Genomic DNA, 14,279 nt, shown 5'->3' on the forward strand with positions numbered 1-14,279 from the left:
GACAGGCGCACGGCTTTTAACCCGTAATCAAACGCTTGACGCGACAACGGCGGTAAAGGGCGAATTTATGACGCGAAAGGCTGTATTCCCGACGCTTAAGCTGCTAAAATCCCGCGCCATCACAACGTAACAAGCGCTGGCGTACAAACGGCGCTTATTTGCACAAATCCATTGACAAAAGAAGGCTAAAAGGGCATATTCCTCGGCCTTTGAATTGTCCTCGATAGAATATATTTGGGAGTTGGACCTTGGCTAATATCAAATCAGCTAAGAAACGCGCCGTACAGTCTGAGAAGCGCCGCAAGCACAATGCAAGCCGTCGCTCCATGATGCGTACTTTCATCAAGAAAGTGTATGCGGCCATCGCCACTGGCGATAAAGAAGCTGCGCAGAAAGCATTTAATGACATGCAACCGATCGTGGACCGTCAGGCCAGCAAAGGTCTGATCCACAAAAACAAAGCTGCTCGTCATAAATCCAATCTGACTGCGCAGATCAACGCGATGCAGTAATCACGTTTACGTGATGAATCGCTAAAGAAACCGGCTCAGGCCGGTTTTTTTGTGCCTGCTAAACACTAAAAACACCGTTATTCACAAAACAAGGAAGAGAAGTCTTCGTTGCAGACACGTTGCACCGCCGGATGTTGAATCATACGCTCGGCAAAAATAACGTAATACTCATCCTGAATATTATCGATGCGGCCAACCTCTACAATTTCACCCTGTGCCACCATTTCATCGGCATGCAGCGATGGTGCGACAAAGATCGCATCGTGACTCATTCCGAAGGCGGTCATCAATGCCGCATCATCGAACTCACCCATGATATCCACTAACAGATTCTGCTCACTAAACCAATTGAGCAGCTTGCGCCCCAGCATGGTGCGACGAGCAGGAATTAATAGCTTACTTTGCGACAGGCAGGCGGGGAAAGGCACCTCCGGCCCCGGACGGCGGCTGTAAAAGCTCACCCCGCACTCACCCAGTTTGCGGGAAAATAGACCGGCCTGCTGGCCGGAATCCACCGGGCAATCAGACAAAATCATATCCAGCTTGTGCTGGCTTAATTGTTCAATCAGCAGCTCATGGGTGGATTCGAAGCAGCGCAGGTGAATCGGCATTTGTTCATTCACCACCGTTTCCAACACCCGGCTTACCAGTCGTTTAGACAAGGCATCCGCCACACCGACATCAAACAGCAGGCTGGATTCCTTGCGGTAATTCACGATATCCAGCATCTCCTGACTCAAGGCAAACATCTTGTCCGCATAGCGAAACACCAGTTGCCCCAGCTCTGTTGGCTCCAGCCCACGACCTTTACGTTTGAACAACTTTCCCTGTAGCCGCTCTTCCAGCAGTTTTATTTGCCCGGTAATCGTTTGTGGCGTCAAAAATAGCCGTTCGGCGGCTGCAGCCACCGAACCGGTCTTACACACTTGCCAGAAATAGTAGAGATGATTGAAGTTAATATGCGACATAGGCCCGCGTCCCTTCATTCATGTTCCGCATGGTTTATGCGAGTGTATGCATAGCGCATTCATGCATCGTTCAGCGTGCCGCAGGCAATACCGCACGCAACGTCAGGTAGCCCAACACCGCCGTGGCCAGTGATGTCAGCAAAATGGCCAGCTTGGCATACAGGATATCCTGTGCCGACACATCGCCAAACGCCAGCAGCGTAATGAAGATAGACATGGTAAACCCAATACCGCACAACACCGATACCGCCATCACCTGACGAAAATCCACGCCTGCCGGTAACCGGCCAAGCCCAAGGCGGATCACCAGCCAGCTAAACAACGACACACCAATCGGCTTGCCCACCAGTAATCCGCTGGCGATACCTAACGTTAATGGCGACAGCAAGTGCCGGAACTCAACACCCTGCAACGAAATACCAGCATTAGCGAAAGCAAACAGCGGGATTACCAAAAAGGCTATCCAACTCGCCAGCCCGTGCTCCAGCGTACTGGCAGGCGAAGTATGACCCGTCGGAACGCGCAGAGGAATAAAGAACCCCACAATCACCCCAGCAAGCGTAGCATGCACGCCAGATTTCAGAATACACACCCACAGCACGATACCAACCAACAGATACGCTGAGGTTTTCATCACCTGCTGGTGATTCATGTACGCCAGTACCATGATCGCGGCCAGTGCGCCTGACAGCGCCAGCCAATGCAACTGCTGTGTATAGAACAAGGCAATGATGACGATAGCCCCCAGGTCATCAATGATCGCCAGCGCCAGCAGAAACACCTTTAACCCGGTTGGCACTCGTTTACCCAACAGCACCAGGATACCGACCGCGAAAGCGATATCCGTCGCCGTCGGAATCGCCCAGCCGGAACGGGTTTCTACTTCGGTAGCGTTGAACAGCAGGAAAAACAGCGCGGGCACCAGCATCCCACCAAACGCCGCCACCACCGGCAGTATGGCCTGATGCCGACTCGCCAGCGCACCGACGACCAATTCACGCTTAACCTCCAGCCCTACCTGCAGGAAAAACAGCGCCATCAAGCCGTCATTGATCCACAACAGCAGTGGTTTGTTGATATTCAGTGCGCCAATCCCCAGTACAACCGGTATCTCCAGAAAGGCGTGATACCACGATAATGTGGCGGGGATATTGGCAACCAGTAACGCCAGCAGCGTGGCGATAATCAAAATCATACCGGCAGCCGCTTCCAGGCCGGTCAAATAGCGAAATAGCTTTATCATTTTTGTCTCCCTTACCCCATCGACGGGCATCACGGCCCGATAATGAGATGCAAGGTTAAGCCACAGTAATCATCGTTAAAAGCAGTTTTAAACTGGATTATTACTCGAATAAATCGAGCAATCAGACAATGTCGGTAAAAAAGCCAGCCGGGTTACCCTGGCTGGCTTTTATTAAGACGGGCGGAGAATCGACTTAACGCGTCAAATCATCAAAGAATTTTTTCACACCGTCGAAGAAACTTTTGGAACGAGGGCTGTTGCTTTCGCCAGTCGGCCCACCGAAACTTTCCTGCAATTCCTGCAACAGTTGTTTTTGACGATCACTCAAGTTGACCGGGGTTTCTACCACCACCCGGCACAACAGGTCACCCTGAACGCCACCACGAACCGATTTCACGCCTTTACCGCGCATACGGAACAGTTTACCGGTTTGCGTTTCCGCGGGGACTTTCAGCATCACCCGGCCATCAAGTGTCGGCACTTCAATTTCCCCGCCCAGCGCCGCCATCGCAAAGTTAATCGGGACTTCGCAATAGAGGTTATTGTCTTCACGCTGGAAGATCGGGTGTTCACGTACTTGCACCTGCACATACAAATCGCCTGCTGGTGCGCCAAACTCTCCCGCTTCCCCTTCACCTGCCAGGCGGATGCGGTCGCCAGTATCGACCCCTGCCGGGATCTTGACCGAGAGCGTTTTGCTCTTCTCAACGCGGCCATGACCGTGGCACTTCGTGCAAGGGTCTTTGATGATTTTCCCGCGCCCATGACAGTGCGGACACGTCTGCTGCACCGTAAAGAAACCCTGACGCATTTGCACCTGTCCGTTACCGTGGCACGTCGGGCACGTGACTGCATTGCTGCCTGGTTTAGCACCGCTGCCATGGCACACGTCACACTCTTGCAGCGTCGGGATACGGATCTCTTTTGTGACGCCGCGTACCGCTTCTTCCAGCGTCAGCTCCATGGTGTAACGTAAGTCAGAACCGCGACTTGCACGCTGACGACGTCCGCCGCCAAAGATATCGCCGAAGACATCACCAAAAATGTCGCCGAAATCAGCGCCGCCGAAACCACCGGCACCGCCACCACCCATGCCACCTTGCTCAAACGCGGCATGTCCATACTGATCGTAGGCGGCGCGTTTCTGAGCATCGGTCAAAATCTCATAGGCTTCTTTGACTTCCTTGAACTTGGCTTCAGCTTCTTTATCGCCCGGATTGCGGTCTGGATGATATTTCATCGCCAGCCGTTTATAAGCCTTTTTGATGTCGCGTTCGTCCGCGCCTTTCGCAACACCCAGAATTTCGTAGTAGTCTTGCTTCGCCATTCTTTTTTCCTGCCCTCAACATGCGTGCACGGGCGCAGAGTTTCCCCGACGCCCGTGCTGGTTGCCAGCAACAGTATGAGCTACCGCTACTGCGCCCGCTTAAGGGCGATTATTTCTTGTCTTTGACTTCTTCGAACTCGGCGTCAACCACATCGTCATCCTGACGTGCGGCATTGTCAGCGCCCGCCGCACCGGCCTGAGCCTGTTGCTGCTGAGCGGCTTCCAGCAGTTTGGTCGATGCTTCGGCCAGTTTCTGGATTTTCGCGTCGATATCCGCTTTATCTTCACCTTTCAGCGCAGTTTCCAGCGCTTTCAATGCTTCTTCAATAGCGGTCTTGTCAGCGGCAGCCAGTTTGTCACCGGTTTCTTCCAGTTGCTTACGGGTGCTGTGCAGCAGGTGGTCACCCTGGTTACGCGCCTGTACCAGCTCTTCAAACTTACGGTCCGCTTCGGCGTTAGCTTCAGCGTCACGTACCATCTTCTGAATTTCATCTTCATTCAGGCCCGAAGAGGCTTTGATGGTGATGTTCTGCTCACGGCCACTGTTCTTGTCTTTAGCCGATACATGCAGGATACCGTCGGCGTCGATGTCGAACGTCACTTCAATCTGCGGCATACCGCGCGGTGCCGGCTGGATACCGTCCAGGTTGAACTGGCCCAGCGACTTGTTATCGTGAGCGCGCTTACGCTCACCCTGCAGTACATGGATGGTCACCGCAGACTGGTTGTCTTCCGCCGTTGAGAACACCTGACTGTGTTTGGTCGGGATCGTGGTGTTCTTGGTAATCAGCGGGGTCATCACGCCGCCCATGGTTTCGATACCCAGAGACAGCGGAGTCACGTCCAGCAGCAGTACGTCTTTTACATCACCGGCCAGCACGCCACCCTGCACCGCAGCACCGATCGCCACAGCTTCATCCGGGTTAACGTCTTTACGCGGCTCTTTTCCGAAGAAATCGGCCACTTTCTTCTGTACCAGCGGCATACGTGTCTGACCACCGACCAGGATCACGTCGTGGATTTCGGATACGGACAGGCCAGCATCCTGCAGCGCCACTTTCAGCGGTTCCAGTGAACGGGTTACCAGGTCTTCAACCAGCGATTCCAGTTTGGCGCGAGTCACCTTGATGTTCAGGTGTTTCGGACCGGTTGCGTCCGCCGTGATGTACGGCAGGTTAACGTCTGTCTGCTGAGCAGAAGACAGCTCAATCTTCGCTTTTTCTGCCGCTTCTTTCAGACGCTGCATCGCCAGCGGGTCGTTACGCAGGTCAAAGCCCTGCTCTTTTTTGAACTCGTCAACCAGATAGTTGATCATACGGCTATCGAAGTCTTCGCCACCCAGGTGGGTATCACCGTTGGTCGCCAGTACTTCAAAGGTTTTTTCGCCGTCCACGTCATCGATTTCGATGATGGAGATATCAAACGTACCACCACCCAGGTCATACACGGCGATAGTGCGGTTGCCAACACCTTTGTCCAGACCGTATGCCAGCGCAGCGGCGGTCGGTTCGTTGATGATACGTTTTACTTCGAGGCCCGCGATACGGCCGGCGTCTTTGGTCGCCTGACGCTGAGCATCGTTAAAATAAGCCGGAACGGTAATGACGGCTTCGGTGATGGTTTCACCCAGATAATCTTCCGCCGTCTTTTTCATTTTTTTCAGCACTTCAGCGGAAATCTGCGGCGGAGCCAGTTTCTGATCTTTAACTTCTACCCACGCATCGCCGTTGTCAGCCGGAATAATTCTGTACGGCATGATGTTGGTGTCGCGCTGAACTTCTTCATCCTGGAAACGACGACCAATCAAACGTTTGATAGCAAACAGCGTATTTTTCGGGTTAGTCACCGCCTGACGTTTAGCCGGTTGGCCAACCAGAGTTTCACCATCTTGCGTATAAGCAATAATGGAAGGCGTGGTGCGATCACCTTCGCTGTTTTCCAGTACTTTGACCTGCGTACCGTCCATAATCGCTACACAAGAGTTGGTTGTACCCAAGTCGATACCAATAATCTTACCCATCTAAACATCTCCACTTAAAAGTCATATTCGGTGTGGTGGTTTAACCTACTATGCGGGCGAAATACTACTTTTCAACACCCCAAAATCGTCATTATCTTTTCAGTCAAACCGCTTCGATGACTCTAAGATGGGGACGACAATTCCGGCATCAAGGGGGAGTCACCAAAAAAAACTGCATCTTCCCCGTTTTTGATCAAATTATTCGCAACCTATCTGGTTGTATCGCCTATTGCCGCCCGCTATGATGCCGCGCTCGCCGCAGAAAAGGGATTAACCCGGCCTGACAGCGGGTAACGGCGGCACGCCGTTCATCTCGAAGGCGTGCTCGCCGGGCAAACTTTGAGACACAACACCACATTGACCATTTTGTTATTGCTGAGGATGTATGCACGAGAAAACGTTGGCGAATCCGGGCCCACTGGGACTGATGGGCTTCGGGATGACCACCATTTTGTTAAACCTGCACAACGCAGGCTTTTTCCCACTGACTTCTATTATTCTGAGCATGGGCATCTTCTACGGCGGTATCGCCCAGATCCTGGCTGGCCTGCTGGAATATAAAAAAGGCAACACCTTTGGCGTCACTGCCTTTACCTCCTACGGCGCATTCTGGTTGACGCTGGTTGCTATCATCATGCTGCCCAAAATGGGCCTGGCGGAAGCCGCCGATGCACAGTTCCTGGGCGTATTCCTGGCACTGTGGGGCATCTTCACCCTGTTTATGTTCTTCGGCACACTGGGTGCCAACCGCGCGCTGCAATTCGTGTTCGCCAGCCTGACCGTACTGTTCGCCTTGCTGGCGATGGGTAACATCACCGGCAACCACGCACTGCTGACCTTCGCCGGTTACGAAGGCATTATCTGTGGTGCCAGCGCCATCTACCTGGCAATGGCCGAAGTGCTCAACGAGCAGTATGGTCGTACCGTACTGCCGATTGGTGCTCGTGGCGCACACTGATAGAGCCGTGTAACACTCGCTATCAGGTAAAAAAGAGAGGCGCATATTGCGCCTCTCTTTTTTCGTTCACTTTTTTACCCACTGCGATTATACGCTAGCAGGCGACGTCATCTGCTCGGCTTTCGATTCCACTTCACGATGGGTTTGGCTCTGGAGATAAACCCCCAGTATCAACCCCAGAGCACACAACGCCAGCACATAAAAAGCCGGTGCCAGCGGCGTCCATTTCATCAACAACGTGACAAAAATAGGTGTCATGCCACCAAAAATGGCGTACGCCACGTTGTAGGAAAAAGAAATGCCGGAAAAGCGTACCGCAGCCGGGAATGCACGCACCATGACGTATGGCACTGCGCCCACGACGCCCACGCTCAATCCCGCCAGCGCATAGCTGATGAACAACACACCATGGCTCATGGCCGCGTGGGAATAAAAGAACCAACTGCATACCGCAAACAGCAGGCTACCGATAATAAAGGTGCGGCCAACGCCAATCCTGTCCGATGCCAGCCCGGCAATAATGCACCCCACCATCAGCATGATGGTAGCCAGACTATTGGCCAGCAATGTTAACGCTGCCGGAATGCCGTGCAATTTCTGCAAATACACCGGTGCCATCAGTATCACCACCACAATGCCCGCTGATAACAGCCAGGTTAGCAACATACTGACCACTATCGCCTTCTTATGGCGAAAGACGACGGTTTTGAGCGGCAGTTCATCCGCCAGCGCCTTATGCGCCTGCATCTCGCGGAAAATCGGCGTTTCCTGTAACCAGCGGCGCAGGTACAAGGCAATCAACCCAAAAATACCACCGATAAAGAACGGGATACGCCAGCCACCGGCAACAATCTGCCCAGGCTGTAGTAAGGTATTGAGCACAGTGGCGACCATCGAACCAAACAGAATGCCGAGCGTCAGTCCAGCAGTCAGTGTACCGCAGGCAATACCGATGCGGGAACGGGGAACATGCTCCGCCACAAACACCCACGCACCCGGCACTTCACCGCCAATCGCCGCCCCTTGCAGCACCCGCATCAACAATAACAGTAGCGGGGCCACGATACCGATGGAGGCGTATGTTGGCAGCATCCCCATACCCAGCGTAGGCAATGCCATCAGCAGGATACTCAGGCTGAACATTTTCTTGCGACCGACACGATCGCCAAAATGCGCCATCACGATACCGCCTAGCGGACGCGCCAGATAGCCAGCAGCAAAGATACCGAAGGTCTGTACCTGCCGTAACCATTCGGGAATATCAGACGGGAAAAACAGATCACCAATAACCGCAGCGAAAAAGACGAAGATGATGAAGTCGTAAAACTCCAGCGCGCCGCCCAATGCCGCCAACGAGAGGGTTTGATAATCGTGTCGATTCAATCGACGATGCTGCTCACTAGTCATAAATAACCGCGCAATGCCAGTACGATAAGAAAATAATTTTATATTATCGTGTAAATAAAAAATTACTATAGCGGCAAAATTTTGACACACCAGCATCGGGCGGTAATTATTGATTCAATACCTCAACTTCAGCTTTTTATATCGCGTATCGCACTCTTAGGACGAAAAGCGACTACCACGTCAGGATTGGTTTCGATATAAGGCCCCTCCAGCAGTTGGATGCAGTAGGGGACACTGGCAAAAATACCCGGCACGATAACCTGCCCCGTTGCATCCTTCAGGCCAGACAAGGTTTCACGAATAGATTTCGGTTGCCCCGGTAAATTGAGAATCAATGCCTGCTTGCGAATGACACCAACCTGACGTGACAAAATCGCGGTAGGCACAAAACGCAGGCTAATCTGGCGCATCTGTTCGCCGAACCCCGGCATTTCCCGATCGGCAACCGCCAGCGTGGCATCAGGCGTGACATCACGACGTGCTGGCCCGGTACCGCCCGTCGTCAGTACCAGATGACAACCACATTCGTCCACCAGCTCACACAGCGCTTGCTCGATTAGTGGTTGTTCATCCGGCACCAGACGGGTTTGCACATCAAAAGGGGTGCTCAGTGCTTCGCTCAGCCATGCCTGCAGAGCCGGAATGCCTTCATCCTGATAAACCCCGCTGGACGCGCGATCAGAAATGGATACCAAACCAACACATAGACTGTTCATAAGCACCTCTTGTTTATCCAAAAATTAGTTCTATCAGCCAGATTAATCATCCAATGCATTAAACCCATTCAAAAATCAGCTCACTAATGAGACAATGCCTAAGATCCGCGCGATGTCGTCAACAACCGCGCCATGACCATACAAAATATCTAACGATTCAACGTGTTAATGCTCAACTATCGATTAATATTTTTGACCATAATAATAATTAAGAGTCTACCCCAGCTTTCATGATTATCGCAGTCAGATTGCACAGGGAGAGTACGCGTAAATCATCACGTGAATAACTGCTACACTAATTCCGGGCTCCGGGAACCCACGTAGCGCCTCAACGAGGCTGATTTTGCAAGTAACATCAGGGCCGGACAATAGCGTACCACCGTGCAGTTCAGGAAAAGTGAATGAATGTTATTAAAAGTCACCTGGTAAGGTTGTTTGCCAATCCATTTTCCGCTTTTGTCTTGTTCGGCTTGTTCTCCGTTGCGCTGACCAGCCTGTTGTTGCTGAATTCCCGTCAAAAAGACTGGCAGGAAGAAAAACGCAGTTTTGATAATATCATTCGCCTGTACGACGCGAATAACATAGGTGGCGACGTCACTGAAAGTGATCAGTTCTACAAAGTCGGCAATTCCATGTTCTCCCGGGTGCGCATTATGGCGTTCAACACCCACGACACCCGCCACGAATGTATCAACCGCCTGTCGGAACTCAACCTGCCGCTTAATGATATGGCGATTATCCGGGTTTGCCAGAATATGCTGGCCTCATCGGGTAATTCGCAGGAAAAAGATCAGTTTATTACCGTGATGCCCATCCTCTCGCCCACCGACAAGCTTATCGGCGTGCGCGTGCGCATCACCTCCTTGAATAATGTGCCCGGCTTTATCAACATTCTTACCTCTTCTGCAGAAATCGTCACTCTGGTTTGTATCAGCCTGCTGATTGCCATTATGGGCAGCCTGCTGTCGCTGTTTGCGAAGAAGTACCTGATAGAACTGCCTGCCACCGCTCGTTACGACGATCTGACCGGTGTTTTGCGCCGGGACGCCTTTTACCAGTTGGCCAACCGTGCATTAAAAGTTGCCTATCAGGAGGATAAGCCGCTCTGCGCGATGCTGATTGATATCGACCATTTCAAGCAGGTGAACGACACATGGGGGCATGCCGCTGGCGATAAAACGCTCAAAACCATTGCCGACATTATTCGGCACTCGTTTCGTAACCGTGACATCATTTGTCGTCTGGGGGGGGATGAATTTGCCGTCGTACTCCCCGGCATCACACTGGAAAACGCCATGCGTGTGGCAGAACGGGTCAGAGAAGGGATCCATGAATTCGGGTACAACGCCGCCTCGGTAACACCGTGGATTACCGTCAGCATTGGGTTGGTGGCCGCTGAACTGCCTGATGAGAGGCTGGATGAAATTATCCGCCGTGCCGACGTTAATCTCTATCAGGCCAAACGTTCACGGAACTGTACTATCGCCACGCAGCCCGCATCGGCCCAACAGGACATGACAGAAACAACAACGGCCAGCGCCAGCTGACCGTTTTCGACAGACACGCGGTATTCAACCCTACCGGTGTAAACCTTAACTGCAAGCAAGTCGTTATAACAGATACAGCCGTTATAACAGATAACGTCTTACAGCAGGTCGGCGATCATTTTTTCCAGTTTTTCCTGGTCTACCGCAAATTTACGGATACCGTCGGCCAGTTTATCCACCGCCATCGGATCCTGATTGTGCTGCCAGTAAAAATCAGACTCAGTCAGCTTAGCCGGACGTGCTTTCACTTCGCCCTGATAAGACAGCTTACGCACCACCTCACCCTGGCTTTCCGACAGTTCTTTGAGCAGAGCCGGGGCAATCGTCAGACGATCACAACCCGCCAGTTCCAGAATCTCACCCGCATTACGGAAGCTGGCACCCATGACCACGGTTTCATAACCATGCGACTTATAGTACTCATAGATATCGGTCACGGAGATAACACCTGGGTCTTCGTGCGCAGCAAACTCTTTCTTGTCGCTGTTGGCTTTGTACCAGTCCAGAATGCGGCCTACGAACGGAGAAATCAGGAATACGCCGGCTTCTGCGCAGGCACGAGCCTGGGCAAACGAGAACAGCAGGGTCAGGTTGCAATTGATGCCTTCTTTTTCCAACTGCTCAGCAGCGCGGATACCCTGCCAGGTGGAAGCCAGTTTGATCAGAATACGGTCGTTGCTGATACCAGCGTCGTTATACAGTTTGATCAGACGTTTTGCCTTGGCAACGCTGGCTTCGGTATCGTAAGAAAGACGGGCGTCAACTTCGGTAGAGATGCGGCCCGGAATCAGCTTAAGAATTTCCAGACCGATATTGACGGCCAGTTTATCCGTCGCATCAACAAGCTGTTGCTCGCGTTTGCTGCTCTGCGCGCGGGCCCAGACCACGGCGTCATCAATCAGCGCACGGTATTCTGGAATCTGTGCGGCATTTAAAATCAGGGAAGGGTTGGTAGTGGCGTCCTGCGGCTGGTAAAGCTTCATTGCCGCGATATCGCCGGTATCTGCCACTACGGTGGTGAATTGGCGTAGGGAAGTCAGTTTATCCGTCATGTTGGCCTTTCTCATTGTTTGTGCATGAACTGGTGGCAGGAACTGTCGCCAGAGCCTGATAATAACACGCGCCAAAGACCGCGCAAGCGGACCAGCAAAAAACCAACCAAAAGAAAAATTGGAAAATTAAGATTAAAAATCAAAGAAATAACCAACATCCATTTTTATTTATTCCTGTTTTTAACCAAAAATCGCGCGCTACGCCACATAACACCGATTTATCATGCCTGTCGCAGCTATCGCCCCTTTTTACTGACTTTTGCTACAGTAAGGCCAGCCAATACACCAACGGGATATGCTTATGCTCATCACCCTTTCACCTGCTAAAACGCTGGATTACACCAGCCCGCTGCCGACTCAACGCTATACGCAGCCTGCGCTGCTGGCGTACTCCCAGCAACTGATACAGCATTGCAAGCAATTGACCCCGGCGGATATCGCCTCGCTGATGGGCATCAGCGACAAGCTGGCAGACCTGAATGCCGCTCGTTTTCAGGAATGGAGCCCGGAATTTTCACTGGATAACGCACGTCAGGCACTGCTGGCCTTCAAAGGTGATGTCTATACCGGTCTGGCCGCGGAAGATTTCAACGAGGCAGATTTTGATTTTGCGCAGCAGCATTTGCGCATACTGTCCGGCTTGTATGGCGTATTGCGTCCGTTGGACCTGATGCGACCTTATCGTCTGGAAATGGGCATTCGGCTGAAAAACGACACAGGCAACGACCTGTATCAGTTTTGGGGCGATACCATTACCGAAACGCTTAATCAGGCACTGGCCGAACAAAACGACGATATCCTGATCAATCTGGCCTCAGACGAGTACTTCAAATCCGTTAAACCCGCCAGACTCAAGGCACGGATTATCAAACCCGTCTTTTTGGATGAAAAGAACGGCAAGTTCAAGGTGATCAGTTTTTATGCCAAAAAGGCTCGCGGCCTGATGAGTCGCTTCATCATTCAAAACCGTCTGACACAACCGGAACAGCTAAAAGATTTTAACAGCGATGGCTATTACTTCGACCCTGCCGACTCCTCGGCGGACGAACTCGTCTTCCGACGCCGCGAGCGCGATGCCTGAAAACATGAGCACAACGTTTAGCGTGCCTTAAAACAATCACCACCTCCCGAGGAGGTGGTTTAACGCTGACAACAAAAACGACCGGAAGATGGTTCCCTATTTTCCGGTCGTTTGGCAGGGTCGTCGTGAGGCCAGTCTGACTCACGATCCGGAGCAGATTAGTACGGCAGCTCCATCAGGAATTTACGCAGCAGCGCAAAATCCGGGGCAAAGTGGTGCGACAGCAATGCCAGATCGGCACGATCGGCCAGCGCCTGCGGTAACGGCAAGGTTTTACCCAGAATCGCTTCCACACTCTCTTTAAACTTCGCCGGATGGGCAGTACCCAGGAACAGGCCGTATTCACCCGGTTGCAGTTGGTCACGCAACAAGCGGTAAGCGATCGCCGCGTGCGGCTCCGAGGTATAACCCAGCGCTTCCAGTTCCAGCATGGTGGCTTTGGTGGTTTCGTCACTCACCGCACCGAATGCCAGATCCTTCAGTTGCCAGTTTTTACGGCGGAACAACTCCTCCACGCGCGGCCAGTTGTTCGGCTGGCTCACATCCATCGCATTGGAAAGCGTCGCCACTGTCGGGTTTGGCTGCCAGGCACCACTTTGCAAAAAGCGTGGCACGGTATCGTTAGCATTGGTCGCGGCGATAAAACGTTTCACCGGCAGGCCCAGCGATTTCGCCAGCAAACCGGCAGTCAGGTCACCGAAGTTACCACTTGGCACTGATACCACCAGTTGGTTGCGTGCTTCCTGTGGCAACTGCGCCACGGCTTCAAAATAGTAACTGATCTGCGCCAGCAGACGACTGATGTTGATAGAGTTGGCAGAGTTCAGCCCGATAGCACGCTTGAGTTCTTCATCATCAAACGCCTGCTTCACCAGCGCCTGACAGGCGTCGAAATCGCTGTCGACAGCGATGGTGTGGATGTTGCCACCCAGGGTACAGAACAGTTTTTCCTGCAACGGACTGATCTTGCCGTTCGGGTACAGAATCACCACCCGCACATTTTTCAGGCCGTAGAACGCGTGAGCAACCGCCGCCCCAGTATCACCAGACGTCGCGGTCAGAATCGTGATTGGTTGATCGCCCGCCACTTCCGCCAGCATCTGCGCCATCAGACGGCCACCGAAGTCTTTGAACGCCAGCGTCGGGCCGTGGAACAGCTCCAGCGCGGCAATATCCTCACTCACCGGCACGACCGGCGCAGGGAAACGGAACGCCGCTTTCACACGCTGGTAGACGGTTTCATCAGACATTTCATCACCAATGAACGCCGACAGGATACGGCTACTGCGGGTGACAAAATCCTGCTCCAGCAGTTCATCAACGGTAGTGCGGTCGAATTCAGGCAGCTCCAACGGGAAAAACAGGCCCTGATTGCTTCCCAGTCCTTTACGGATCGCCTCGGCGAAATTCACCTGTTCATTGTGATCTTTCAGATTGTACAGTTTCAT

The 14,279-nt window shown here is 52.6% G+C and carries 13 protein-coding genes; 5 read left to right on the forward strand and 8 right to left on the reverse strand.

Annotation, left to right across the window (positions count from 1 at the left end; genetic code table 11):
- Positions 1 to 248 precede the first annotated feature (248 nt).
- Entirely contained in the window at positions 249 to 512 is a 264-nt protein-coding gene (gene rpsT, locus FAZ14_RS06630; protein ID WP_012768310.1) for a 30S ribosomal protein S20, read from the forward strand.
- Positions 513 to 589: 77 nt separating this feature from the next.
- Here rpsT and nhaR read toward each other — a convergent pair whose 3' ends face one another.
- The 4 genes from nhaR to dnaK all read right to left on the reverse strand — a co-directional run bounded on the left by nhaR (position 590) and on the right by dnaK (position 6,070).
- Positions 590 to 1,480, reverse strand: coding sequence for a transcriptional activator NhaR (gene nhaR / locus FAZ14_RS06635; RefSeq protein WP_153508263.1), 891 nt, complete (start codon positions 1,478 to 1,480; stop codon positions 590 to 592).
- Positions 1,481 to 1,550: 70 nt separating this feature from the next.
- Positions 1,551 to 2,723, reverse strand: a complete 1,173-nt coding sequence (gene nhaA, locus FAZ14_RS06640; RefSeq protein ID WP_153508264.1) for a Na+/H+ antiporter NhaA — start codon at positions 2,721 to 2,723, stop codon at positions 1,551 to 1,553.
- 193 nt (positions 2,724 to 2,916) lie between these two features.
- On the reverse strand, positions 2,917 to 4,050 hold the full coding sequence (gene dnaJ, locus FAZ14_RS06645) for a molecular chaperone DnaJ (RefSeq protein ID WP_016940651.1): 1,134 nt from the start codon (positions 4,048 to 4,050) through the stop codon (positions 2,917 to 2,919).
- Between the two features lie 109 nt (positions 4,051 to 4,159).
- The gene (gene dnaK, locus FAZ14_RS06650; RefSeq protein WP_012886223.1) at positions 4,160 to 6,070 is read right to left on the reverse strand and encodes a molecular chaperone DnaK; all 1,911 of its coding nucleotides are present in this window, start codon (positions 6,068 to 6,070) and stop codon (positions 4,160 to 4,162) included.
- 385 nt (positions 6,071 to 6,455) lie between these two features.
- Here dnaK and satP point away from each other — a divergent pair, with 385 nt between their 5' ends.
- The gene (gene satP, locus FAZ14_RS06655; protein WP_016940653.1) at positions 6,456 to 7,028 is read left to right on the forward strand and encodes an acetate uptake transporter; all 573 of its coding nucleotides are present in this window, start codon (positions 6,456 to 6,458) and stop codon (positions 7,026 to 7,028) included.
- A gap of 87 nt (positions 7,029 to 7,115) precedes the next feature.
- Here satP and FAZ14_RS06660 read toward each other — a convergent pair whose 3' ends face one another.
- The gene (locus tag FAZ14_RS06660) at positions 7,116 to 8,435 is read right to left on the reverse strand and encodes an MFS transporter (protein WP_153508265.1); all 1,320 of its coding nucleotides are present in this window, start codon (positions 8,433 to 8,435) and stop codon (positions 7,116 to 7,118) included.
- A 128-nt stretch (positions 8,436 to 8,563) separates the two neighbouring features.
- The gene (mog, locus tag FAZ14_RS06665) at positions 8,564 to 9,151 is read right to left on the reverse strand and encodes a molybdopterin adenylyltransferase (protein ID WP_038926598.1); all 588 of its coding nucleotides are present in this window, start codon (positions 9,149 to 9,151) and stop codon (positions 8,564 to 8,566) included.
- Positions 9,152 to 9,552: 401 nt separating this feature from the next.
- Here mog and FAZ14_RS06670 point away from each other — a divergent pair, with 401 nt between their 5' ends.
- Positions 9,553 to 10,698 carry a GGDEF domain-containing protein gene (locus FAZ14_RS06670; protein ID WP_016940656.1) on the forward strand — a complete coding sequence of 382 codons (1,146 nt, stop codon included), beginning with the start codon at positions 9,553 to 9,555 and terminating at the stop codon, positions 10,696 to 10,698.
- 98 nt (positions 10,699 to 10,796) lie between these two features.
- Here FAZ14_RS06670 and tal read toward each other — a convergent pair whose 3' ends face one another.
- Positions 10,797 to 11,750 (reverse strand): transaldolase, encoded by a 954-nt coding sequence (tal, locus tag FAZ14_RS06675; RefSeq protein ID WP_016940657.1) that lies wholly within the window; start codon positions 11,748 to 11,750, stop codon positions 10,797 to 10,799.
- 24 nt (positions 11,751 to 11,774) lie between these two features.
- Here tal and FAZ14_RS06680 point away from each other — a divergent pair, with 24 nt between their 5' ends.
- Together FAZ14_RS06680 and yaaA are read left to right on the forward strand one after the other, a co-directional pair.
- Positions 11,775 to 12,077: a hypothetical protein gene (locus FAZ14_RS06680; RefSeq protein ID WP_153508266.1), complete on the forward strand. Its 303-nt coding sequence runs from the start codon at positions 11,775 to 11,777 to the stop codon at positions 12,075 to 12,077.
- Positions 12,052 to 12,831, forward strand: a complete 780-nt coding sequence (gene yaaA / locus FAZ14_RS06685; RefSeq protein ID WP_016940659.1) for a peroxide stress protein YaaA — start codon at positions 12,052 to 12,054, stop codon at positions 12,829 to 12,831. The genes FAZ14_RS06680 and yaaA overlap by 26 nt, the downstream gene beginning before the upstream one ends.
- Before the next feature lie 158 nt (positions 12,832 to 12,989).
- Here the strand turns inward: yaaA and thrC are convergent, their stop codons facing one another.
- Positions 12,990 to 14,279, reverse strand: coding sequence for a threonine synthase (gene thrC, locus FAZ14_RS06690; protein WP_016940660.1), 1,290 nt, complete (start codon positions 14,277 to 14,279; stop codon positions 12,990 to 12,992).

It is taken from the genome of Dickeya oryzae (genome assembly GCF_009372235.1).
Taxonomy (GTDB): domain Bacteria; phylum Pseudomonadota; class Gammaproteobacteria; order Enterobacterales; family Enterobacteriaceae; genus Dickeya; species Dickeya oryzae.

What these genes read in the sequence shown, in the direction of transcription:
- nhaR (WP_153508263.1), bottom strand. Translation starts at nt 1,480, where the DNA reads ATGTCGCATATTAACTTCAATCATCTCTACTATTTCTGGCAAGTGTGT.
- nhaA (WP_153508264.1), bottom strand. Translation starts at nt 2,723, where the DNA reads ATGATAAAGCTATTTCGCTATTTGACCGGCCTGGAAGCGGCTGCCGGT.
- dnaJ (WP_016940651.1), bottom strand. Translation starts at nt 4,050, where the DNA reads ATGGCGAAGCAAGACTACTACGAAATTCTGGGTGTTGCGAAAGGCGCG.
- dnaK (WP_012886223.1), bottom strand. Translation starts at nt 6,070, where the DNA reads ATGGGTAAGATTATTGGTATCGACTTGGGTACAACCAACTCTTGTGTA.
- satP (WP_016940653.1), top strand. Translation starts at nt 6,456, where the DNA reads ATGCACGAGAAAACGTTGGCGAATCCGGGCCCACTGGGACTGATGGGC.
- FAZ14_RS06660 (WP_153508265.1), bottom strand. Translation starts at nt 8,435, where the DNA reads ATGACTAGTGAGCAGCATCGTCGATTGAATCGACACGATTATCAAACC.
- mog (WP_038926598.1), bottom strand. Translation starts at nt 9,151, where the DNA reads ATGAACAGTCTATGTGTTGGTTTGGTATCCATTTCTGATCGCGCGTCC.
- FAZ14_RS06670 (WP_016940656.1), top strand. Translation starts at nt 9,553, where the DNA reads ATGAATGTTATTAAAAGTCACCTGGTAAGGTTGTTTGCCAATCCATTT.
- tal (WP_016940657.1), bottom strand. Translation starts at nt 11,750, where the DNA reads ATGACGGATAAACTGACTTCCCTACGCCAATTCACCACCGTAGTGGCA.
- FAZ14_RS06680 (WP_153508266.1), top strand. Translation starts at nt 11,775, where the DNA reads ATGAACTGGTGGCAGGAACTGTCGCCAGAGCCTGATAATAACACGCGC.
- yaaA (WP_016940659.1), top strand. Translation starts at nt 12,052, where the DNA reads ATGCTCATCACCCTTTCACCTGCTAAAACGCTGGATTACACCAGCCCG.
- thrC (WP_016940660.1), bottom strand. Translation starts at nt 14,279, where the DNA reads ATGAAACTGTACAATCTGAAAGATCACAATGAACAGGTGAATTTCGCC.